Consider the following 22372-nt stretch of genomic DNA (forward strand, 5'->3'; position numbering starts at 1 on the left):
GTGACCGCGCATCAGTCCCCAACAGGACTTGATAGAGCGATCCGCACCGAGGCATGCGCGAAAATAGCGACTTTCATGAGGAGCCGGGCGGTTAGGGATGGTTATCGAGGGCGGGGGATAGCTGCTCAAGACCCACTGCGGACATTCGTATGCGGCAGCTGACGAGTCCGCGTAGGTTGTCGCTCATTCACTCGGCACTTGATGCAGTATAGACACCAGCGGATCACGCGGCAGCCTTGCTATCAAGGACGCATAGTATGCATTGACTGCCGAGGTCTCCTCGACCAGGGTGCCTTCTTCCTCGCGCATCGGCTGGTTAGGGTCGCCGCGAAACGACAGCCAGTTGAAACTGGTCGTGACGAAGTACACGTCATCGACCAACAGCACTTTGGCGTGGGTGTTGCCCTTGCGTACCAAGTGGAAATTGTCGAAGGCTGTCGCCAGGGCTTCCAGTGACTCACGCGCCTGCCGATCCGGGTCGCGCTCGCCCGGATCGTCGCGGCCAATACCATATGCCACGGTAACTTCCACGCCGCGATCCAAGCAGGTCGTCAGGCGCTTGATGAAGGCCTTGTCGACCACGGCGGCGCGAATCCACGGCGAAACGATCAACAGCCGGGCCTGGGCACGTTCCAGCGCATCGCGAAGCAATGGCGGATGATCATACACACCCAGAACCCGCACTTTGGCCGATGTCACGCTAATGGCGTCCGCACCGGCCAGCGTGAGGAGCGGGCGCCGGTCGTCTGATGCTTGGGTCGCGTCCTCGACGACGTGGATGTCTCGACGCAATTCACGCGCCACCGCCTGGACTTCGCGGCGGCGTTTGTCAGCATCGAACAACGTAGCAAATAACGGGGACTTGTGCGCTACGCCGCTGCGCTCGTAAGCGATCTCGTGTTCGACGGACGGGCGGCCGTCGATTGCGAATGCGATCGAGATCCGGCGACCGTCGTGTGACTTGAACCCGGCGGCCATAGCGCGGCGAAACAGCAGAGTCGGTTTGCCGACCACCGCATCCAGGCGCACGGCGCGCTGCGTGGGGCTGCCAACTTTGGCCATCAGAGCGGTCACGCGGTTGACCTGGGCCAGATCGATATCAGCCGCGCGAGGCGTGCGTCGCGCCACAGGGGGCAACACGCCAACAGGTTCGAGTTGCTTGCTGGTCCACAGCTCGCGGTGGTCTAGCGCGACCAGGTAGCGGGTGATGCCGTCGACGTAAAGCGGAATACGCTGACGCACCAACGCGAATGAGGCCGCTGTAGCCAGCCGGCGGGCCCCTTCGGCGGTTAGTGCATAGCGAACCGGCTCGCCCCCCCTCGTCGCCACTGCGTTTTCGAACGCGAGTTGTCCGAGTTGGGAGGTAACGACTTTTGGGGGTAAGCCAAGAAAGCGCTCCAGGTCATTGATCGAATCAACGCCGCGTGCAATCGCCTTGAGCATGAATTCCTCGATCGCCCCCAACTGGCTCGCCTCCTGCAGGGTGACGGCGCAATTGACCCGAAACACTGGCAGGCCGACCTCACGGTAGGAAATGAGGCGGTAGCCGTCGCGCCGATCTAGCCGCTGGGCGATGCCCTCCAGATCACTCATGATCCCACTCCTTGATCACACACTCGACCGACTCCTCCTCGACGAACTTTATGAGGCGGGCAAATGGATTCTTCCCCCGCACGGTGCGGCAGAACTCAAGATCGCCCACGATCACCAGGAAATCGCGGGCGCGCGACAAGGCAACATTTAGATGGCGCCAGTCGGAGAGCATACCGATCTGACTGCGGTTGTTCTTGCGTGTGACCGAATAAATACAGATGTCCACTTCGCGTCCTTGAAACGCATGCACCGACGCACAGTCGATGATCAAGCGGTCGAGGTCTCGCTCCTTGCGAATCTCGGTGCGGATGAGCGTCACTTGTGGGGCGTAGCCGGAAATGATGCCGATGGTCGGCCAGGCAGTAGACGGACGCCCGCTGCGTTCCAGAGCGAACAGCAGACGCTTCAATAGCGCGACGATAGCCTGGGCCTCGCGGGCATTCTCATAACTGGTGCCACGTGCGCGTTCCTCGTAGGCCTTATTTGCGCCTGCGTACGGATCGAGCCAGGTCACTTCGCGGTCCAGTCCGGCGACCGACAAGTCCGCGATGTCGCGGTCGGCCGTGGACGCCCCTTCGCTCAGGTTGTCGTCATAGAAACACCTACTGACCAGACGGCCAATTTCGCCGCGCATTCGGTGCTGCTCGGTCAAAACCGCCTTGCAACCATCGCCAAGGTCCTTCGTCAGGCGTTCGAACAACTGCTCATCGAGTTGCTGCTGGCTCAGCCCAAACCGCTCCTGCAGTTCCTCGGACTGGAGAGCTTGGTCAAGCACCGCCGGCAGTTGGTGGTGGTCACCGAGCAGGACGGCGCGTCGCGACTGCGCCAGCGGCACCAACAGTTCGGTGGTGGTGGCCTTGCCTGCCTCGTCGACGATGCACAGGTCGAACACCGTGCGCAACGCGGCCTCCTCGCGGCAGAACCCAACGCATGTCCCGGCGACGACGGAGGAAAAAGAGATGATCGCGGCCTTGAAATCCTCGGATTGGCCAAAGCGCATTCGCCAGTCTTCGGACAACGTCATCAGCTGCCCCAGCGCCTCGCGCTGTGGGTCGCCGAGCAGCAATTGCGACCACTCGCGCAGCTCCGCATCGGAATGGGTGGCAAGCTGTATGCCATCCTTGCCTAGTGCCAGCAACTTCTGCCGGGCGGCCTCGACGGTACTGCGCGCGACGACGTCATCGCCGCCGATCCGTTCCAGTTCGTCTTCGAGCACGCCAGCGCGCAGCAGCTTGTCGCTGCGCTCGCGGGTCGCCAAGGCCGACTCGGCCGCAATTTCGGCTTCCAAGGCTTGCGCTTCCGCCTCCAGTTTAGCCAACGATGCTTGTACCCGCGCGAGTTGCTCGCGCGCGCCGATCAGGTCGAGGACGGCGAGCCCCAGCTCGACTTCGTGGCGGTCGATGCCCATCTCGGCCGCGCGCTCTTGCAAAAAGCGCTGCGAGGACACGGTGACCTGGTCGCGCAGGGCGAGGCTGCGCTGATCGAGGTAGCACGCTTCCACACGCGGATCCGCCTCCTTGGAGCCGCTGCCGATGCGAACACAGGAGATGCCGCGATCGGCGCCAAGCAAACGCTCCAACGCGTTGTCGAGGGCAACGTGGGTTTGCGAGGCAAGCAAGATCCTGGCATCGGGGTTGCGCGCCAGTTCCTGTCGAATCAACTCGACGATCAGTTTGGTCTTGCCGGTGCCGGGTGGTCCGTGGGTCACGATCAGGTCAGCACCGGCCGCAAAGCGCGACACCACCGCCTTCTTCGCATCGTCGAGGCTGCGATCAAAGAACCGCGCGACTGGTTCATACGAGGGCTCTGTGGGCCCGCTGTCGGCGCTGACGAGCAGGGCCCGCAGGCGCGAGCCGGGCGTCTCGTTGGCCTTAAACTTGTCCAGTGCGCGCGCTTGCCGGTCGAGCGCCACCCGAGTCTGAGCCCAGTCAATATCGAGCGTACCCTTGCCGGGGATCCGTTCCAGGTCGATGTGAGGGCGGGTCGACAGCAGCACGCACTGGGCGCCGCGCACCGACTCCACTTCGCCACGAAACACCCAAGTGCCGCTGACCGAGATGACCCGCAACTGCTCTTCGACGGCGTCCTCAGGGTTCTCGACGATCGCCAACAGCCGGGCCCCGTCGCGATCGACGGTCTTATAGCGCAGCGGCGGTACGCCATTGCGGGCGATGTGACGCAGTGCCTCGAGCAGGTTGGACCATTCGGCTAAGGCGTGGTTGGGGTCATGGCGCTGGGCCTGACTGACCTCGTGCAAATGCGCGTCGAGGCCGGCGTACAGCGCCTGCAGGTCGCGCCGAGCGATCTGCTGCTCGGTCGCACGACGCGGCAGTTGATCGGTGAAATCGGCCTGCAGTAGCCAGCGGTCCGATTGAAACAAAGCGTCCAGGCGGAAGCGCTTGCGCACCAGACTGGTGACCACCAAGTGTTCACGACTGCGATCGAGCGAGGCGGCCAGTCGGAACGACTGCGTTTCCATCGCAATCGTGCTGTCGATGGCGGCGCCAACGGCTGATACAGCCGCGACCTCGCTGAGCTCGGCCAGCAGCTGCTCCTGCGGACTCCCTTCGGCATCGGTGGGGGGGCGTAGCTGCTCCGTCACGCTCGGGATGAAGCGCAGTGCGATACGCAACCGACCAGGCTGGTCGTGGGCTTCGCTGGCGACACCACGCAACGCCTCGGCAAACTCGATGATCGTGCCAAAGCGTTCGCCGGGCGTGCGACTCAGTGCCTGCACGATGGCCGCGCGTTCCCCTGGCGGTAGCGCCAGCCCGGGCAACGCGGCATAAAGTTCTTCATGGTTGGCCAGGGCGTGGCCGGCCATCGCGCGCACCGCAATCGCGCAGAACGCATATGGGTCGCGCGTGAGGGTGTAGGTGCCGGTGTCTTCTTCGGGCAGGCAGTACGGTACCGTGCGCCACCCCATGAGCGTGCGGCCGATGCCGACACTGGCGAGCTTGGCTTGGCCGAAGTCGATGATCTTAACCGCGCCGGTCGGCGCAATCAGGACATTGCCGGTCGACAGGTCGCGATGGGCGATGTTGCGTTCAGCAGCGTAAGTGAGGGCGGCGAGGATCGGTTCGCCGTAGCGCTCGTAGAACGTCGGCCACTCCAGCGGCCCGGCGGCGGCGAGATGCTGTTCGAGGGTCTGTCCGTCGATCCATTCGAGCGCTATGTAGCGCTTATTCGTGAGCGAACAACGTCCGGCGTCGAGCATCCGTATGATGCAGTCATGGCTCAACTGGCCGAGCGCGCTGTGTTCGCGATGCCATATCTCACTGACGATCGCCGGGTCGCGGCCGTGCTCGGTGAAGACCTTCAAGGCCACCACCGCATGAGATTCCTGGTCGAAGGCCTTGTGCAGTGTTGCGGTGCCGCCTTCGGTCTGCTCGGTCAGCAACACATAGCGGGCGGCAAAGATCCTTGGTTGCGACATGCGCGTTGACGCTCCCTCTGTCCCGCAATCGAATCTACACGAAGGAACGGGAGCAGGCGCGACGGCTATCCGATCACTGGCTCTTGGCCGACCCGGAAAGCGATAAAGATGAGCTTGTGAGTTCCTCTGTTTCGGTGAGTAATGGCTGGGGCGCGGCATCCAAAGCCGACTGAGCCAGCGGCGCACCAGGCCATAACATAATACACATTATGCGAAGTATACGTAGGGCCAGAGCCCGCGCCCGCCTGGCCCGTCGCCGCGTCTCAGCAACTGTGGCTAACTGGTGTTCATTGCAGAGAATTTAGGACCACCGAGGCAGAAATACTGCATTTCGAAGTAAAGAAATCTGGCTTGCCGCGTGCCCATGCAGAGTTGTCTGAGTCTGGGTTCGCATGCAGCAGAACTTCTTACCTACTGATTTTTGGCTTCTAGGGTATTCCGCGACCAGCCATCGGCAATGGCCCGCTCGGCGTAGCGCAGGCGCTCAGCTGGATCGTCGAGCCTAGTCAGCAGTAGCACGTTGTGGCCCCAAGGCAATTGGCCAACCGAGTGCTGGCCAATTTCAGCGTCCCAAGCCTCAGCAAAGGCAAGCATGTACTTCAGGTTCGCGCGGGAAAAGCCTCTCGTCCCCGGAAAGGCCGCATGCAGATCGCGAGCAAGTCTGTCGATAACGTTTGCCCCCTGCCTTGCTGGACTTGGCGCTCGAGGATCTCGCGGCCAATCTGCCAGTAAAGGTAGTTCGCCAGCGCCTGCCTGATGATCCAGGACATCGGCAGATAAGGCTTCATGCGCACCCCTTGGAAAGGTGCGGCAGCGCGGCGGGACGGAACCGCGCTGCCGTCAAGGCGTAGCCGCGTAAGCTCATGCCTTGAGGAAGGCGAGCAAGTCCTCGTTGAACTGCTGCTGGTGGGTGACCGGGAGTGCATGATCACCCTTCGGATACACCTTCAGCGTAGCCTTGGGCACCAGCTTGGCCGAAAGCCGCGCTGACCCGTCGATGGGCACGATCTGGTCGTCGTCGCCATGGACGATCAGGGTCGGCACATCGATCTTCTTCAGGTCCTCGGTGTAATCGACTTCCGAGAACTGCTTGATGCAGTCGTACTGGCCCTTGAGTCCACCCTGCATGCCCTGCAGCCAGAATGCGTCGATCGCGCCTTGCGACGGCTTCGCGCCCGGCCGGTTGTAGCCGAAGAATGGGCCGCTGGCGAGATCGCGGTAGAACTGCGAACGGTTGGCCGCCGTGCCTGCGCGAATGCCGTCGAAGACCTCGATCGGCACGCCACCCGGATGACTCGCGCTCTTCACCATTACCGGCGGAACGGCGCCGGCAAGCACTGCCTTGGCGACGCGGTTGGTGCCGTGCCGCCCCATGTAGCGGGTGATCTCGCCGCCGCCGGTGGAATGACCTACCAGCACGAGGCCGCGATGGCTTCGACACCATTGCTCGCTTCGGCTACGAGCTGCATGTCGTGTTCGCCAGCCAGTACGACCGCGATCCCCTCGCGAAGCAGGGGATGGTCGTCCACGGTTAGAATGCGTATGCGCCGTTCGCTCATGTCATCGTCTCCATGCACTCGCCATGAGTGCAAACCAGCCCATGCTTCGAGGCTTCATCCCGATCGCTTTCATTGGAACGACCAGCTCCACCTCGGTTCCCACGGCCTCCCGGCTCCACAGGCCCAGTTCCGCGCCAATGCCTTGCGCACGTTCGCGAATCCCACGCAAGCCCCAGTGCCCGGACTTTTCCGTGGTCCCGGGAGCAACGTTCTGGCCGATCCCTCGACCGTCATCGCGAAATCGAAACGAAAGACTTTCCTTGGCAGCGGAGATCTCCACCTCGATGCTGCTCGCCTTCGCATGACGGAAGGCGTTGGTCAGCACCTCGTGGCCGATCCAGTAGATCTCGTCACGCACGACCGGGTCGATCACCGGCAGGCGCCCTTCCACCAGAACCTGGAAGCCAGCGGGATGGCTTTCTGCGAGTTCGACGCCCAGTCGCCCGAATGCCTCCGCAAGGTCCGGCGTCGTAGTCATTGAAGCGCGCAGATCGGATACACGGTCGCGACCTTCAGCAATAACGTCATCCGCGCGGTCCAGCGCCTGCTCCATGGCGGTACGGGTCGGATCCTCTTGGGGTAAACGATTGGCAATCGCCTGGAATCGTAGGACGAGCCCTTGGATGCCCTGCAGCAGCGTGTCATGAAGCTCTCGAGCGATACGCTCGCGCTCCTGATGACGCTCCTCCAGGCGGACATGCACTCCTTCCGCGATCTGGCGCAGGCGCAGCAAGTAGAGCGCAAACAGCAACCCCGCCCCAACGAGGACGCAGAGCGCGGAAAACCACCATGTTTGGGTGAAGCGCGGTTCGATGCTGAAACCCAGGGTGGCACCCTGTTCGTTCCAGACGCCACTGTCGTTAGCCGCGATGACCTGGAAGCGGTAATCACCGGGCCCCAGGTTGGTGTAGAACGCTTGACGACGGTTACCCGCATCCTGCCAGTGCCGATCCACGCCACTTAGACGATAACGCAATTGCACACGCTCGGGCATAGACAGGCTGAGCGCGGTGTAGTCGATTCGCAGATCGCTGGTGCCCTTTGGCAGACGCATTCCAGCGATCGCACCGTATTGGCGACGGTTGGCTGCCAGCGCGCGCACCGTTACCGGAGGCGCAATGGGATTGCTGTGCAGGTTGTGGGGATCGATCACCGCCAGTCCCTGGTTGGTGGCGAACCAAATGCGACCATCACGCGCTAGCTCAGCTGAAGACGATATTGGTGCCTGCTGCGCCACGCCGGGCAACCCATCGTCGAAGTCGAAGAGGCGCAGGCTCAGCGGCTCATCGCGATTCGCCAACGCACGCCGCAAGGCATCCCGTTCAATCCGAACCACGCCCCGGACACCATTCAGCCATAGCTCGCCGCGTGCGGTTTCGACGATGCCGGTAATTCCGTGCAGCAACTCGGGGCGCGAGGCTCTCAGCGGATGGAAGCGACCTTCATGCAGCAATGCCAACCCGGATTCTCCAGCGACCAAGAGCCCAGCGGCGGAATCCGCCAGCGCGGTCACGGTACCTACGTTCAAGCCCTCATGAGCCGAGAAATCCCGCCGCGCGGTCCCGTCCCAGCGGGTCAGGGCGTTGGCGGGATAGCCGATCCAGACGGCGCCATCACGCGCCCTGAGCAGTGCGGTCGCGTGCAGAGCGCGCAACGCTCCAATGCCGATGCCATGCCATTGGGTTCCGTCATGCCGGAACAGGCCGTGACCTTCATGCATCGCCAGGACGCCATGGTTGCCGTCGCTTGCCATCAAGGTGACGACGGCGCTTCCCGCGTTCTCCGGCGGTAAGACAGCGGCCATGCGCCCATTGCGCCAGCGCAGCAGATGGTGGGCCGACGCCAGCCACACCGTCCCGTCATCCGTAGCGGCCAATCCAGCGATACCGTCTTCGCCGGCATCGGCTATCGTCTCGAGCACGCCATTGCGCACGCCGTACAGGCGACCGTCGGCGGAAACCAAGCGATGCGAAATGGCTCACCGATTCGCCGCTCGGACGAAACCGGCGCTCCCCGCGTGGCAAGTACACCAGTGTGTTGCCGGTGGACGCCCACAGTGTGCCGTGAGAATCCAGCAGAAGGGCATCGGCGCGGTCGGATGGATAGCCCCAGTCTTGCCCCACTTTCGCCCAGCGCCGTCCGTCGAACCGCGACAAGCCGCTGGTCGACGCTGCCCACACTGCACCGTCGCGGTCGGTCACGAAGCCAAGGACCATGGCCGTCGGCATTGCATCGCCCGTGTAGTGGGTGAAGCGGCCTTTGTGCAACATGCTGATGCCGCCCAGCAGGAAGCCGATCCAGAGCCGGTCGTCCGGCCCCATGTGCAACGACGTGATGTTCGTGGTGACGAAGGGGTACGACGCCGGCGGCGCCTGCAGTTCGAACTGCAGGCCGTCGAAACGGTAGAGGCCCGTGCCCGTGCCGAGCCATAGGTAACCGTCGCTGCCCTGCGCCAGGGCCCACACATCCACGGGCGCACCCTGCTCCATCGACCAGGCCGTGTGGTGGTATTGGGGAGCCTCAAGCGAGGCCGCCGACAAGGTGCTCCAACCACACGCACCCAGAAGCACCACCAGCCGCAACAGGCCGCGGGTCAAGTCGTCGAGTCGGGCCATCCGAAGGGCGCTCACCCGCACAGGTTCACACGAAAATCACGCAAAAACTATGGGATCCGGTGTCGCGGCGTATCCCCCGTTTGTGGGATGCGCAGCCCCCCCTAATCACGGTTGGCGGGGACGTTATCAACGACCTAGGCTGGACAGGTGCAACGTCTCTTTTCTTTGTTCCCACACGGTGCGCCAGGAATTGGCTTGGTCCTGCTTCGGGTCGCTCTTTGCCTCACCCTTGTGCTGATGGATCCTCCGACTCTGGCTGCCGGTGGGCAGCGAGTGCTGCAGGGACTGACGATCCTGATCGCCGTCTCTCTATTGGGGGGATTAGGTACTCCGTGGAGTGCACTGGCGTGTTGCCTGATTGCAATCGTGCGCACGGCGCAGTCGGATCTTGCGCTGGCGACGCTGGGGATATTGGCGTTCGGCTTTAGCGCCGCGGCCCTGACGTTGTTGGGCCCCGGGGCGTACTCGTTAGATGCCCTGCTCTTCGGCCGCCGACGCTTGGACCTGGACGGCTGAGCTCCGCGACCCTCTTTCGGGGGAAGCCCCTGTAGCCCGGATGGGGCTTGGGACCCTGCAGCAACGCAGTGGACGATCGCGCAACGAAGGAACGATTGCGACATCGGATGCCTGGCGCTGCATAGGACGCGGCCCGAGGCCTGCCTCGTTCAACCCTGGAGAACGACCATGTTGGGCATCAGTCCGTTCGGCCTCTTCCACACCGCCATCAGTCTGATTGCGCTCGCCGCAGGCGTGGTGGCATTTTGGCGATACCGCGAGATCGCAATGAGTACCATGGCCGGGCGCCTGTTTGTATGGCTCACGGTTGGCTCGTGCATCACCGGACTTTTCATTTTCCGCCATGGCGGTTTTGGCAAGCCGCACGCATTGGCAGTGATAACACTCGTCGTGCTGGCCCTGGCCGCATTCGCAGAACGCAAGGCGCCCTTTGGCCGCATCTCCCCCTATATCGCCACTGTCGCGTACTCGCTGACGTTTTTCTTTCATTTCATTCCTGGCTTTACCGAGACCCTCACGCGTGTGCCAGTGGGTCAGCCGTGGGCGAGCGGCCCAGACGATCCACGCCTGGCGATGCTTATCGGTGCAGCCTTCGTCGTGTTTCTCATGGGCGTCGTCTTTCAGGTGCTGCGCATGCGCACGAGATCCCGCGTAGCGGGAACGGTAGCTACCGGGAACCCCGGATAACAGGCGTCTTGATAGCTGGCGGAGAACCCATCCGATGACTTCCTTCAAAGCTTTGGGCTTAACGCTCGCGCTCCTGCTTGGTTCGTTCATCCTTCCTGGCCAAGCGCAAACAGCGCCTGTCCGGTTACCGGTCAAGCTGTTCGCGCTATTGCCGGAAGACTTCCGGCATCCCGAAAGTCTCGCAGTGAACCCTGCAAATGGCGATGTTTTTGTCGGGTCATTCGACGCACGGACGCCCGAATCATCGCGCGCCAACCAGATCCTGCGTCTGTCGTCCCAAGGCAAACTGGTCGCGCGCCATCCCCTCGGCCCGACCCCAATAACCGGCCTGGCTTTCGCGGGAAACCACGTCTACTTCCTCAACTTCGGCCTTTCTCGCCTGCAGCGTCTGCCTTCGAATTTTGACGAAAACACGACAGTAGAAGACGTCGCGACGTTCGCCGCGCTGTCCCCAACGAGCCCGGCCGAGCGGCATGTTGCCAATCCGGACGGCAGCCAGGACACGATTCGGTTCGGTTCCAATGGCTTTCCGGCAATCAACGGACTGACCTTCGATCGCGCCGGCTCTGCTTACGTGTCTGATTCGTTCCAAGGCGCGCTCTATCGGATCAGTGCCGCCACCCAGTGCCGGCCATGCACAGTGGAAGTGATCTCGCGAGATCCGCTCCTGGCCACCACCGGCGCTCTGCCCTTCGGCGCGAATGGACTGGCCCTGGACCCGAGCGAGAACTACCTTTATGTCAACAATGCCGGGGACGGCCGCGTGTTGCGATTTCCGCTAGGCGGCGGAGCGCCGACAATCCTGGCCGAGAGCATCCATGGCGCAGACGGCCTGGTACTTCATGAAGGCCTGCTATGGGTTGCGGCCAATCAGGCTGACGCGGTCGTAGCGCTCGATCTCAATGGACGGGAGGTCGCACGCGCGGGTCGGTTCCTGGGAATTGCTCCCGATGGTTCGCCTCAGGGTTTGTTGTTCCCCGCTGCCTCCGCGGTAATCGGACTGCGCATGGTGGTAGCGAATCTTGCGATGCCATTGACAGCAGGTACGGGCGACGAGTGGGAAGAAGATGTAACTCGCTGGAACCTCATGCAATTCGACCTGCCAAAGGTCCACGGCCACGTGCGCGACGACCCTAATGGCGGACTTAGTCCGATCAAGCGTGCCACCAGCCATTAACCGTTAGCCGCTCTAGCGACAACATCCCGAGCCTCCGACTGCGAGGAGAGTCAACATGAGATCGATTGCCCTTTTCCTCTTATTGCTCATCTGCGGCCCCTCATTTGGAGAGACCTCAGAGTCCGGGCGTCCTGCATCGGTGGCGTTAGAGGCGCCCACGCTCTACGTGAACCTGGGACGCGGTCGCATCGCCTATCGGAAGATCGGTACAGGCCCAGTCATTGTGCTCGCGAATCGGTTTCGTGGAACGCTGGATACCTGGGATCCCCTGTTCCTGGATGCGCTGGCACAACGGCACACGCTGGTCCTTTTCGATTACCCAGGCATCGGTTATTCCGAAGGCGTAATGCCCGAAAGCATGGAGGAAATGTCGCGTTTCTTAGACGAGTTCACCAAAGCCATAGGCATCCAACGCTTCGCCATGCTCGGGTGGTCGTGGGGTGGACTGGTCGCGCAAGCCTACTTCCTGGATTATCCCAGTCGCGTTAGTCACGGAATCTTGATTGCCACGAATCCTGCCGGGCAGAACGCCATTCCGCTGCAGCCGGCATTCCTCGAAAGGGCTCTCAAGCCCATCAACGATTTGCCAGACGAGGAGGTTTTGTTCTTCGAACCAAAGTCAGAGCGAAGCCGACAGCTTGCGCGAGCCTCCCACGATCGCATCTACACACGCGAAGGCGTGACTCCTCGAATTCCCTCGACGCCAGAGCAGTTCCAAAGGTACTTCCGGGTAGCCGAGGGTTTTCACCAAGACCCTATGGGGCGTCGTGAGCGTCTGATGGAGACGACGCTGCCGGTCCTCGTCCTATCTGGCGATCATGACACCAGCACGGCGGGACAGAATTGGTTTCCCTTGATCGGGCGCATGCGAAATGCCCAGTTCGTTTTTCATTCCGAGGCCGGGCACGCTCCGCAACATCAGTATCCTGAATGGTCTGTGCAGACAGTAGAAACGTTTCTTACTCAGGCTCCGCATTAGTCCCGGACCGGAGCTACGGTCTAGATTTTCTGAGATTCTCAGGCCAGCGGTTAACGAAATCGTCTTCGACCAGTTGCGCGAGGAAATCGTACGTGGCGCGGATAGCGCTCCTGCTTACGTCTCCGAGGAGGGTCGAGGAGGTCGCCAATCAATAGAGGGAGCCCGCCACTTGCGCGGAATTGCCTCAGGTGAGTAAGCATGTCTTCCGCGTTGTCGGCGTGCGAATCGAGCAGATCCAGCATGATCGCATCAATCAGCTGAGCCCGGCCCTGCTCCACTTCAGCGAAGTTCTCCGCGGGTGATGTCGCTATGTAGTCAGTCTCTTGGTGCTTGGCTGCAGAGGCTCGCAGTGCATCTGCATCAATGGCGAGCTCGTTGTGCGCCGCGGTGATACGTGGACATCCGCAGGCAGTTGCTGATTTTCTAACGCGCGCCTACAACTGCCGCCGAGGTCTTCGCCCCTTGCGACCCGTCGGGCACGCACCTACACGCTGACCGGGATATCCGTCGCGCCGCGCAGGTTCATCCGGCCGTTCCAGCGCACCCGACCGGACAGCGCCAGTGCGGGGAACCTGCTCACCAGCCGGCTGATCGCCACCCTCCCCTCCAGCCTGGCCAGCGCGGAGCCCAGACAGTGGTGCGTGCCGACACTGAAGGACACATGATGGCGGGCCTGTTCGCGGTCGATCCGCAGCACGTCGGCGTCCGGGCCGAACATCCGCTCGTCCCGGTTGGCCGAACCGAGGCAGGCGATCATCATCGCGCCGGCCGGGATCTCCCGGCCACCGACCTGGTACGGAGCGAGGGTGATCCGGCGGGTCTGGTGGACGGGGCTGTCGTAGCGGAGGAACTCCTCGACGGCGTTGCCGATGAGGTCCGGGTTCGACCGCAGCAGCGCAAGTTGGCCCGGATGGCGCAGCAGCGCGGCGACACCGTTGCCGATCAGGTTGACGGTCGTATGGTGGCCGGCGATGTAGAGCAGCAGGACCTGGGCCACCAGTTCGTCGTTGGAAAGAAAATCGCCGTTATGGTCTGCCTGGACGAGCGCGGTCAGCAGATCGTCGGCCGGATTGTTCCGCTTCCACGCGATGACCTCCCGCATCATGCCGGACAGCTCGACTTCGGCATCGACGACCGCCGTCATCACCTCGGGATCGGTGAGGGTGACCGGTTCCAGCGCGAGGACCAGCGTCTCGGTCAACTCGAGCAGCCGCTTGGGATCGCTGTCCGGCATGCCGAGCATCGTGGAGATCACCGCGAACGGCAACGGGAACGCGAGTGCGTCGATCAGGTTGACCGAGCCGGCATCGGCGATGCGGTCCAACGACTCGTCGACCAGTTCGGTCACCATCGGCTCCAGCGCGGCGATCGAGCGCGGCGTGAACACCTTGCCCACCAACGACCGCAGCCGGGTGTGGTCCGGCGGGTCGCTGTCCATCATGGACACCAGTTTGACGGGCGCGTCGATGACGAGTTGCTCGTACTGATCGCGCATCGGGCCAGCGGCGAGGTTATGGTCCGCCACGGACAGTCGGGCGTCGCGCAGCAGCGCGGCGACGTCGGCGTGCCGGGACACGAACCAGAACCCCATCGGGTGCTCCTGCACCGGGTGAGTGTCGCGCAGCGTCCGGTAGTGCTCATACGGGTTCTGGTCGAACCCCGGCAGGAACGGGTTGAACAGTTCCAGGGTCGTCTCGGTTTTCTGGGGCGCCTCGGTTTCTTGCGTGATGACGGTCATGATCTGGTTCCTTCCGTTCTCGGTCATGATCTGGCTCGGTTCACCTGATCGCAGTTCACCAGAAAACCAGCTGCAATTTTGTTTCGGGCATTTGTGCAGGCGGATAGCATGTACGAGTCGATAGGGCGCGCGATGTCCATGGGTTGTGAATCCGCTCTGGCCGTCCCCCGCTCTAGGATCAGCACCTTTTGCCCGTGACCACTGAGTTCGCGCGCGATCACGGCTTCGGCGGCGCCGGAGCCGACCACGATGCAGTCGTAGATTTCGCCGTCTCCGGACATGGTCATGGCTTAGCCGAATCCTTTGCAGTCCGCTGCATGACCACTGCGCGACTCCGCCGTAAACGAAGGCTAAGCCGCGAAGATGAGATCGATCTGACCGCTGTGCACACGATCCATCGGTCAGCCAATGACAAACATCGGCTGATCAAACTCAACGGGTTGTCCGTTCGTGACCAGAACATCCGTGACCGTGCCGGATACCCCGGCTTCGATGCGATTGGACGTGCTTAGTGTCGAGACGACCCCCAAAGTGTCCCCACGCTTCACGGTTGTACCCACCGCTACGAACGCAGGCGCCTCCGGGTTCTGCGAGAGATAGGTTGTCCCGACCATTGAAGAACGGACGACGTGTCCACTTTTCCGGTCCGCTGATGAGTCCGATGCTGCGGCGACGACTGCCGATACCCCAGCTTCTATTTGCGGCGGGCTTTCGCCCGATCGCCATTCCGATGTCGATTTGTGCCAAGTCTGTAGCGAGCTCGAGCTTTCGCGAGTAACTCGGATGGCACATCCTCCCAACGTGACCTCGACCTCCGCCAGACTGGAGGCTTTGAGCAGTCGGATAAGTCCTTTTATCTTGCGAATTTCCATGCGGGACCGAAGGGGCGATGTTGAGAGGAAGTTCGGAGCAAGGGCGATTCAAGAGCCCCTGCAGGAGCCGATAGCCAGCTTCCGCGAAAGATGATGCGGACCCGGCGGCTGCGTGAGTTGCCCGACGTCGGCGAGGTCTTCGCCTCTTGCGACCCGTCGGGCACGTGCCTACACGCTGACCGGAATATCCGTCGCACCGCGCAGGTTGATCCGGCCGTTCCAGCGCACCCGACCGGACAACGCCAGTTTGGGGAACCTGCTCACGAGCCGATTGATCGCCACCCTCCCCTCCAGCCTGGCGAGCGCGGAGCCCAGGCAGTGGTGCGTGCCGACGCTGAACGACACATGGTGGCGAGCCTGTTCGCGGTCGATCCGCAGCACGTCGGCGTCCGGGCCGAACATCCGCTCGTCCCGGTTAGCCGAACCGAGGCAGGCGATCATCATCGCGCCGGCCGGGATCTCCCGGCCACCGACCTGGTACGGGGTCACGGTGATCCGACGGGTCTGGTGGGTGGGGCTGTCGTAGCGGAGGAACTCCTCGACGGCGTTGCCGATGAGGTCCGGGTTCGATCGCAGCAGCGCAAGTTGGTCGGGGTGGCGCAACAGCGCGGCGACACCGTTGCCGATCAGGTTGACGGTCGTATGGTGACCGGCGATGAAGAGCAGCAGGATCTGGGCCACCAGTTCGTCGTTGGAGAGAAAATCGCCGTTATGGTCTGCCTGGATGAGCGCGGTCAGCAGGTCGTCGGCCGGGTTGTTCCGCTTCCACGCGATGACCTCTCGCATCATGCCGGACAGCTCGACTTCGGCATCGACGATCGCCGTCATCACGTCGGGATCGGCGACCGGTTCCAGCGCGATGACCAGCGTCTCGGTCAACTCGAGCAGCCGCTTGGGATCGGCGATGTCCGGCATGCCGAGCATCGTGGAGATCACCGCGAACGGCAACGGGAACGCGAGCGCGTCGATCAGGTTGACCGAGCCGGCATCGGCGATGCGGTCCAACGACTCGTCGACCAGTTCGGTCACCATCGGCTCCAGCGCGGCGATCGAGCGCGGCGTGAACACCTTGCCCACCAACGACCGCAACCGGGTGTGATCCGGCGGGTCGCTGTCCAACAAGGTCACCAGTTTGACGGGCGCGTTGGCGATGAGCTTCTCGTACTGATCGCGCATCGGGCCGGCGCCGAGGTTGCTGTCCGCCACCGACAATCGGGCGTCGCGCAGCAGCGTGGCGACGTCGGCGTGCCGGGACACGAACCAGAACCCCATCGGGTGCTCCTGCACCGGGTGAGTGTCGCGCAGCGTCCGGTAGTGCTCGTACGGGTTCTCGTCGAACCCCGGCAGGAACGGGTTGAACAGTTCCAGGGGCGTCCCGGTTTCCTGGGGCGCCTCGATTTCTTGCGTCGTTACGGTCATGGTCTGGTTCCTCCCATTCTCGGTCATGATTTGGTTCGGTTCGCGTTGAACCTGTTCACAGGAAGACAGCTGCAACGTTTCGGGCTTTCGTGCGAGCGGATAGCATGTACGAGCCGATAGGGCGCCGGACGTTCGAGTGTCCAACAGGCGCCCCACCCCACCCTTCCAATCAGCGGTGGCGGGCCGTGTGCCGAGTGGCCTGCGGCAATTCGGTCAGCGGATATCCTCAAGGTCAACGAGGTCCACCTTGGCGTTGACGTACTTGTCTTCCAGCAAGCTCGACCGCAACGTGGTCGCGAAGAACTTGTGGCTGTCATCGACGAGGGTCAGGTTCAGGAGGGGGTACGGCAAGAAGCCGACGTCCGAGAAACCAACGTCCTGGATCAGCGCCACTTCCACCTTGCCGCTGGCCAACGGCTTGTAGGTCCATTGGTTGTGAATGCGTTCCAACCGTACGACGCCGGGCGTATGCGGCAAGCTGTTGGGCATGCCCACCACGTCGAGCGTTACCGTCTTGGTCGCCTTGTCCTGATGGAATATCGTCGAGATCAACAGCTCTCGATCGTCGAACGGTCCGGGCACTTCCACGCGCCACAGATCCCGGTCGTAGCCTCGTTGCGGGTTGAAGTCCATGATGCGCTTGAAATCCTTGCATCCGGGAATCCATTCCTTGCAAACCTGCAGGCTGTCGCCGACGCCGATATGCTGCGAGACCAACTGGCTCAGCGTGTAATCGCCCTCCATCACCGTGCGCATCTTCAGCATCGCGTCGCCCGGTGCCTTCATCACGTAGACCTTGATGCCATCCTCGTCCTTGGCGAGTTTCCATTGCGCCGAACCGCAGGCCAGCCAGGTGAAATGCGCGACGATCACCGCCATCACAAACAAGCTGAAGGCAAAGTAGATTCTCTTCCAGAGCGGGTCCTTGATCTTCTTTGGGGCGGCGGCCTTGTCCGTGGTCGCGGTATTCGATACTTCGTTCATGCTGTCTCCCTGTTGTTGCGATGGGTGGGGTGATGGAACACAAGCGCCGCTCGCGGGTTGCGGCGGGTCAGGCCGGAACGGCCTCCGCTTCGGCGGGCAAGTGACGGGTTTGGGTCAGGATGTCGGCGAGATACTTCGCCAGGCAAAGCAAGGTCAGTGTCGGCGCGACACGTCCGTTCTCCGGGATGAGCGAGCCGTCGCAGACGTAGAGATCGCGCACGCTGGTTTCGAGCCTCGCGTCGACATCGCTGCCCACGCGCAACGTGCCGAGGGCGCCGCCGGAAAACATCGGCGCCTTGAATATGTCGCCGGCACCGGCGCGTTCGAGGATCGCGCGCGCCGCCTGCTCGCCATGCGCGAGCTTGTCGAAAACCGCGGCATCGAGCGTCTTGTTGTAGCGACCATCGGCGGAGAGGCCGCCGCCGACTTCGTCGTGGGCCATCACCGTGACTCCGATGCTCTCGGGATACGCGAACATCCGCGAAATCTGCATGTACTGCAGCATGAACATGCGGAACGGCAGCTTGTGCACGTTCGCGTCCTTCAGGACGATGCCCTCTTCGAGCGTGGTTTCCATGGTGCCGCAGAAACTGTCGACGCCGCCAAGGCCCGGGACGCGCCCGAACAGCGTAAAGCTGGGATCGATGTAGTAGCCGCCGGCGGCGACATGCTGCAACCCGCTGCCGCGCAGCAGCAGCGGCGTCGCCAGCGAGCCCGCGCAGACGATGACCCGCTCCGCCCGGAACTTGACCGCTTCTTTCTTGATCCGGCATTCCACGCCGACCGCGCGCCCGTTCTCGATCAGCACCCGTTCCGTGAGGGCCTGACACTTCAGCACCGCGCCCAGGCGCACGGCTTCGTCGACGAAGCTCAGCGCCTTCCACTTGGCCTCGTACGAGTAGACGCCGCTGCACTTCGACTGGTCGATCAGCATCAGCTTCTTCTTCCAGTCGTAACCGAGCGCAAGGGCGGCTTCCCGCACTCTGTGCGCCTGCGGGCTCATGAGCGCGTCGGCCATCTCGGCGAGCGGGACCTGCAGGCGCATCGCATCGTAAGCGGGCTGCAGATCGATACCGAGCGCGCGATAGGCATCGATCGGCGGTTCGTCCATGACCGCCATGAACATCGCGCTCGATCCGCCCGCGGCGTACACCCTGGCGTCCTTGAGCTTGTCGGCCACGGGAACCTCGTTGAACATCGACCCGAGCGTCCAGAGCGTCTCCTTGAGCGGGATATAGGGCCCCCGCTCCAGGATCAGCACCTTTTGCCCGCTGCGACTGAGTTCGCGCGCGATCACGGCACCGGCGGTGCCGGAACCGACCACGATGCAATCGTAGATTTCGCTGTCTGTGGACATGGTCATGACTTGGCCGACTCCTGCTGCGTCCCGCCATTGCCCTGGGTCAGGTACTTGCGGTAGAGCTGTATATGGCGCTCACGATAGGCGAAGTCGGTCAGCGAGCGCTGGCCCAGGAACTCTTCGTCGATATCGACGTTGAGCGCGACTTCGGTGTGTTCCCAATTAGTGATCCGGCGCTTGGTGAGGTTGTTCATCACGGCCTTCGTGACCAGCCAGACCTTGCCGAACTGCTTCACCTCCTGCACCGAGTACTGCTTGTAATGCCGGCCGGCACGATCGTAGAGATCCTCCTTCAGCGTGATGAAGCGCTCCTTGTCGACGTAGGAGACGATGCGGCCGTAGTAGGAACGCTTGCGGCGGCTGTCCGTCGGGGTCAACTCGATCTTCCAGACCGGGCGGTCGCGATAGGTGTCCTCGCCAAGCATCTTGTACGTGTAATCCCTCACCTTCCTGACGTCCGCGTCTTCGGTCGACAGCTCCGAACCGAACACGGCACCGCTCTCTCCGCTGTCGGCGACGGACACGATGCGCTTGACCTTGCTCAACACAGGCAGATAGACCCAGAAGTCAGAAGCCTTGTCCTCGGGATATCCCCAGGACAGCATTGCCGTGTTCTTGTCGCTGATCGGTTGGATGATGAGGTCGAGCGCCTTGAATTCGAGGTCGCGCTGTCCCGGGAGTCCCGGGGTGGTGCGGGTCTTGCTGAACGACTCGACGACCACGATGCGCGGCTTCTCGGCGCAGGACAGCTTTCCGCCGCCGACCTGGTAGCGGCAGGTCGAGTACTTCAACTGGCGGGCCGAAGACGAAAAGCTGTGATTCGTCGCATCGTCCACCTTGATCATGATCTCACGGGCATCCTGCGCGAGGGATGCCGTCGGGGCGGCCAGGAACAGCGCCGCGAAGAAAATACGGCAGGCGGTTTTCATACAACGGTCTCCTTTTTGAACTTCGGTTTGAATGCCAATAACAGGGCGGGCAGCAGGAACAGATCGTTGAGCAGACCCATGAAGATCGCCAGCGCGCCGAACTTGCCCATGTTGGACGTGCCCGCCGCGGAGGCGATCGCCATGATGCCGAAGCCCAGGCCCAGGATCAGCGCGGTGAACACCACGCCCGGGCCGGCTTCGCTCATCGTCTCCCGCAACGCGGCGTTGACATCGCCGTGCTTCGCCAGTTTCTGCTGGTAATGCGAAATGAAGTGCACGGTGTCGTCGATCGAGATGCCGATGATGATCGGCGCGAGCATCATCGTGAAGAAATCGAGGGGAATTCCGCAGATCCCGAGCACCCCCAGCGAGAGCGTCGCGGGGATCAGGTTGGGAATCAACGCGATCATTCCGACCTTGAACGAGCCGAATACCAGCAGCAGGATCAGGCTCACCACCACCAGAGCGATGCCGAAGGCGATGGCCTCGTTTTCGGTGATGTACTGAGCCGCCTGCATCGCCAGCGCGAAGATGCCGGTGATGGACACCTCGGTCTTGGGGTACTTCGTCTTCAGCTTCGCCATCATCTCGTCGATGTCGGCGCGCATCTGCTTGAAGACCGCGTCGTACTCGTACGACCCGTAGCTGTGCAGCGATATCTTGATGTTGGCCTTGCGGTAGCTGTCGTCGACCAGGCGCTGGCGCTCGCTCGGATTCGCGCTGTTGAACATGAACAACGTCTGCGACAGCGTTTCGCGCGTATCGGGAATCCGATCGTACTGCGGCGCATTGCCGTTGAGTTTCCGGTTGGCGTCCTTCGCCACATAGGCGATGGAGTTTGTCGTCACCACGTACTTCTTGTACTTGGTCTCGAACTTCTTCTGCAGTTCGTCCATCGCCTTCAGCACGTCCGGGTCCTGCAGGGCGAAGTCCTCCTTGAAATCGAGGTACAGCACCATGGCGTAGGCGCCCATCATGTGCTCGTCGGCGACCTTCACGCTCTGGGTGAAGGTCGAGTCCTCCGGATACTGGTCCAGGATCTGCGAGTCGATCTTCACCTGGGTCGCACCGTAGATGGAGGCTGCGAGCACCAGCATGAAGGGAATGATGAACGCGACTGGACGCTTCTCCACGAGCGGGACAACCTTGTCCAAGGCCGACTTCAGACGCGGCAGCACATCCAAGAACCGCTTTTTCTCCGGCGTCGCGACGATCACCTTCTTTTTCGACACCGTAGGCCACAGGTCGATCAATACCGGCAGCAGGTAGAAGGTCAGCAGCAAAGCGAACGCGATGCCAAGGGTCGACATGATCGCGAAGCTCTGGATCGGAACGACCGGCGTGATGTTCAGCGCCATCGTGCCGGTCATGTTGGTCAAACCGGTCAGCAGCAGCGCCACGCCGGCGAACTTGTACGTGCGGCGCAGCGCATCCCGATGCTCGGTGCCGGAAACGCGCAGGTGGCTGTAGGCGGTCAGCGTGTGCACCGAATCGGCGACGCCTACGGTCAGGATCAGCAAGATGGTGAGGATCAGGAAACCGGTGACGGTGAGTCCGAGCCATCCGGCGGCGCCCAGGGTGAAAACCGTGCTCAAGATGACGATCAGCATCGACCACACCACGGCCGACGCGGAACGGAACAGGAACCACAGCAACACCACGATGATCGCGAACGCGGCCAGGTAGAGAACGCCCATCTCTTCCGACATCTTCACGTCGTGCTCGGCGGCCGCGGTGTTGCCGACCGCGTAAAAATCGAACTGCTTGGCGTACTCGGGCTTGTCGAGGATCTTCTTGATCTCCTCGAACAGCTTCAGGTAGTCGGCCTGATCGGTGGGCTTGAACTCGACAGGCTTGTCCTCGTCGTGCGAGGCGGTCTGATCAAGCGACAGAACCGTGTCCTCGGTGACCGCCTCCGCGCCGACCGGGACGCTGCCGAAATCGGTTTCGATATAAATTCCGCCGTACTTGTGATCGCGCGAGAAGAACTGCAGCGGCAGCTGCTTCTCGGATTCCGCGATCGCCTTGATCTGGGCGATCGCTTCCGGCGAGGTGGGCACCGTATCGCCGACCAGTTGCCTGGAAGCCAGCACGTCCCCGTCGACCGTCAGCACCGGCGCGTTCACCAGGGTGTCGACCTTGACGATGTGTTCGAGCGCGGACTGCTCGCCCTGCTTGAGCTTGGCGCGGAAGTTGATCAGATCGTTCTGGATGCCGCGCGTGGCTTCCAGCGAGGCAGGCGAAAATACGTCTCCGTTCTTCGCCTTGTAGACGATGTAGACACCGTCCTCGCTGCCGAATTGCGCGTGGTAGCGGTTGAACGCGACCAGCGTCGGGTCGTCCTTGTTGAACCAGCCCTCGATGGTCATGTCCATGCGCAGCTTGCCGATGCCGTAGATGCTCGCGGCTAGCAAGGCGAGAAAAACGATGCCGACCAGCAGGCGTCTTTTGCGCAACGCATCCGGGACGTTTTTGAAGTGCGCGGATAATCGGCTTACGATTCGATCT

19 protein-coding genes and 1 pseudogene are annotated in these 22372 nt (G+C 62.3%); 4 read left to right on the top strand and 16 right to left on the bottom strand.

The window, feature by feature from the left end:
• Positions 1–183: 183 nt before the first annotated feature.
• From J7J50_RS13170 to J7J50_RS13200, 8 genes and pseudogenes are all read right to left on the bottom strand, one after another.
• Positions 184–1593 carry a phospholipase D-like domain-containing protein gene (locus tag J7J50_RS13170; RefSeq protein ID WP_215058571.1) on the bottom strand — a complete coding sequence of 470 codons (1410 nt, stop codon included), beginning with the start codon at positions 1591–1593 and terminating at the stop codon, positions 184–186.
• The gene (locus J7J50_RS13175; RefSeq protein WP_215058572.1) at positions 1586–5029 is read right to left on the bottom strand and encodes an AAA domain-containing protein; all 3444 of its coding nucleotides are present in this window, start codon (positions 5027–5029) and stop codon (positions 1586–1588) included. The genes J7J50_RS13170 and J7J50_RS13175 overlap by 8 nt, the downstream gene beginning before the upstream one ends.
• 411 nt (positions 5030–5440) lie before the next feature.
• Positions 5441–5698, bottom strand: a complete 258-nt coding sequence (locus J7J50_RS24815) for a DUF1016 N-terminal domain-containing protein (protein ID WP_343222508.1) — start codon at positions 5696–5698, stop codon at positions 5441–5443.
• Positions 5629–5817, bottom strand: a complete 189-nt coding sequence (locus J7J50_RS24820; protein WP_251044096.1) for a hypothetical protein — start codon at positions 5815–5817, stop codon at positions 5629–5631. Before J7J50_RS24820 ends, J7J50_RS24815 begins: the two co-directional genes overlap by 70 nt.
• Before the next feature lie 73 nt (positions 5818–5890).
• Positions 5891–6469 (bottom strand): annotated as a pseudogene (locus tag J7J50_RS13185) (alpha/beta hydrolase); the annotation flags it as partial.
• Entirely contained in the window at positions 6439–6588 is a 150-nt protein-coding gene (locus tag J7J50_RS13190) for a hypothetical protein (RefSeq protein ID WP_215058574.1), read from the bottom strand. The pseudogene J7J50_RS13185 and the gene J7J50_RS13190, both read right to left, overlap by 31 nt.
• Position 6589: 1 nt before the next feature.
• Positions 6590–8551 carry a triple tyrosine motif-containing protein gene (locus J7J50_RS13195; RefSeq protein ID WP_215058575.1) on the bottom strand — a complete coding sequence of 654 codons (1962 nt, stop codon included), beginning with the start codon at positions 8549–8551 and terminating at the stop codon, positions 6590–6592.
• On the bottom strand, positions 8448–9203 hold the full coding sequence (locus J7J50_RS13200; protein ID WP_215058576.1) for a two-component regulator propeller domain-containing protein: 756 nt from the start codon (positions 9201–9203) through the stop codon (positions 8448–8450). The genes J7J50_RS13195 and J7J50_RS13200 overlap by 104 nt, the downstream gene beginning before the upstream one ends.
• A 273-nt stretch (positions 9204–9476) precedes the next feature.
• Between J7J50_RS13200 and J7J50_RS13205 the strand changes: the two genes are divergently transcribed.
• The 4 genes from J7J50_RS13205 (at position 9477) to J7J50_RS13220 (ending at position 12562) form a co-directional block, all read left to right on the top strand.
• Positions 9477–9719 carry a hypothetical protein gene (locus J7J50_RS13205; protein WP_251044094.1) on the top strand — a complete coding sequence of 81 codons (243 nt, stop codon included), beginning with the start codon at positions 9477–9479 and terminating at the stop codon, positions 9717–9719.
• Between the two features lie 168 nt (positions 9720–9887).
• Positions 9888–10406, top strand: coding sequence for a hypothetical protein (locus tag J7J50_RS13210; RefSeq protein WP_215058578.1), 519 nt, complete (start codon positions 9888–9890; stop codon positions 10404–10406).
• Between the two features lie 34 nt (positions 10407–10440).
• Positions 10441–11583, top strand: a complete 1143-nt coding sequence (locus tag J7J50_RS13215; protein WP_215058579.1) for a hypothetical protein — start codon at positions 10441–10443, stop codon at positions 11581–11583.
• Between the two features lie 55 nt (positions 11584–11638).
• On the top strand, positions 11639–12562 hold the full coding sequence (locus J7J50_RS13220; protein WP_215058580.1) for an alpha/beta hydrolase: 924 nt from the start codon (positions 11639–11641) through the stop codon (positions 12560–12562).
• 484 nt (positions 12563–13046) lie between these two features.
• On the opposite strand, the gene J7J50_RS13225 is transcribed toward J7J50_RS13220, so the two are convergent.
• The 8 genes from J7J50_RS13225 to J7J50_RS13260 all read right to left on the bottom strand — a co-directional run bounded on the left by J7J50_RS13225 (position 13047) and on the right by J7J50_RS13260 (position 22320).
• Positions 13047–14327 (bottom strand): cytochrome P450, encoded by a 1281-nt coding sequence (locus tag J7J50_RS13225; RefSeq protein WP_215058581.1) that lies wholly within the window; start codon positions 14325–14327, stop codon positions 13047–13049.
• Positions 14324–14587, bottom strand: coding sequence for a hypothetical protein (locus J7J50_RS13230; protein ID WP_215058582.1), 264 nt, complete (start codon positions 14585–14587; stop codon positions 14324–14326). The genes J7J50_RS13225 and J7J50_RS13230 overlap by 4 nt, the downstream gene beginning before the upstream one ends.
• A 114-nt stretch (positions 14588–14701) precedes the next feature.
• The gene (accB, locus tag J7J50_RS13235; RefSeq protein WP_215058583.1) at positions 14702–15172 is read right to left on the bottom strand and encodes an acetyl-CoA carboxylase biotin carboxyl carrier protein; all 471 of its coding nucleotides are present in this window, start codon (positions 15170–15172) and stop codon (positions 14702–14704) included.
• Between the two features lie 168 nt (positions 15173–15340).
• Positions 15341–16591, bottom strand: coding sequence for a cytochrome P450 (locus J7J50_RS13240; RefSeq protein ID WP_215058584.1), 1251 nt, complete (start codon positions 16589–16591; stop codon positions 15341–15343).
• Between the two features lie 213 nt (positions 16592–16804).
• A complete protein-coding gene (locus J7J50_RS13245) occupies positions 16805–17575 on the bottom strand; it encodes a hypothetical protein (protein ID WP_215058585.1) in 771 nt (256 codons plus the stop codon).
• A 67-nt stretch (positions 17576–17642) separates the two neighbouring features.
• A complete protein-coding gene (locus J7J50_RS13250; protein ID WP_215058586.1) occupies positions 17643–18938 on the bottom strand; it encodes an FAD-dependent oxidoreductase in 1296 nt (431 codons plus the stop codon).
• Entirely contained in the window at positions 18935–19864 is a 930-nt protein-coding gene (locus J7J50_RS13255; RefSeq protein ID WP_215058587.1) for an outer membrane lipoprotein-sorting protein, read from the bottom strand. The genes J7J50_RS13250 and J7J50_RS13255 overlap by 4 nt, the downstream gene beginning before the upstream one ends.
• Positions 19861–22320: an MMPL family transporter gene (locus J7J50_RS13260; RefSeq protein ID WP_215058588.1), complete on the bottom strand. Its 2460-nt coding sequence runs from the start codon at positions 22318–22320 to the stop codon at positions 19861–19863. The genes J7J50_RS13255 and J7J50_RS13260 overlap by 4 nt, the downstream gene beginning before the upstream one ends.
• Between the last annotated feature and the right edge of the window lie 52 nt (positions 22321–22372).

Source organism: Lysobacter sp. ISL-50 (genome assembly GCF_018612875.1).
Taxonomy (GTDB): domain Bacteria; phylum Pseudomonadota; class Gammaproteobacteria; order Xanthomonadales; family Xanthomonadaceae; genus Lysobacter.

Coding starts and splice junctions, on each gene's coding strand:
- J7J50_RS13170 (WP_215058571.1), bottom strand. CDS start 1,593: ATGAGTGATCTGGAGGGCATCGCCCAGCGGCTAGATCGGCGCGACGGC.
- J7J50_RS13175 (WP_215058572.1), bottom strand. CDS start 5,029: ATGTCGCAACCAAGGATCTTTGCCGCCCGCTATGTGTTGCTGACCGAG.
- J7J50_RS24820 (WP_251044096.1), bottom strand. CDS start 5,817: ATGAAGCCTTATCTGCCGATGTCCTGGATCATCAGGCAGGCGCTGGCG.
- J7J50_RS13190 (WP_215058574.1), bottom strand. CDS start 6,588: ATGAGCGAACGGCGCATACGCATTCTAACCGTGGACGACCATCCCCTG.
- J7J50_RS13200 (WP_215058576.1), bottom strand. CDS start 9,203: ATGGCCCGACTCGACGACTTGACCCGCGGCCTGTTGCGGCTGGTGGTG.
- J7J50_RS13210 (WP_215058578.1), top strand. CDS start 9,888: ATGTTGGGCATCAGTCCGTTCGGCCTCTTCCACACCGCCATCAGTCTG.
- J7J50_RS13215 (WP_215058579.1), top strand. CDS start 10,441: ATGACTTCCTTCAAAGCTTTGGGCTTAACGCTCGCGCTCCTGCTTGGT.
- J7J50_RS13220 (WP_215058580.1), top strand. CDS start 11,639: ATGAGATCGATTGCCCTTTTCCTCTTATTGCTCATCTGCGGCCCCTCA.
- J7J50_RS13225 (WP_215058581.1), bottom strand. CDS start 14,327: ATGACCGAGAACGGAAGGAACCAGATCATGACCGTCATCACGCAAGAA.
- J7J50_RS13230 (WP_215058582.1), bottom strand. CDS start 14,587: ATGACCATGTCCGGAGACGGCGAAATCTACGACTGCATCGTGGTCGGC.
- accB (WP_215058583.1), bottom strand. CDS start 15,172: ATGGAAATTCGCAAGATAAAAGGACTTATCCGACTGCTCAAAGCCTCC.
- J7J50_RS13240 (WP_215058584.1), bottom strand. CDS start 16,591: ATGACCGTAACGACGCAAGAAATCGAGGCGCCCCAGGAAACCGGGACG.
- J7J50_RS13245 (WP_215058585.1), bottom strand. CDS start 17,575: ATGAACGAAGTATCGAATACCGCGACCACGGACAAGGCCGCCGCCCCA.
- J7J50_RS13250 (WP_215058586.1), bottom strand. CDS start 18,938: ATGACCATGTCCACAGACAGCGAAATCTACGATTGCATCGTGGTCGGT.
- J7J50_RS13255 (WP_215058587.1), bottom strand. CDS start 19,864: ATGAAAACCGCCTGCCGTATTTTCTTCGCGGCGCTGTTCCTGGCCGCC.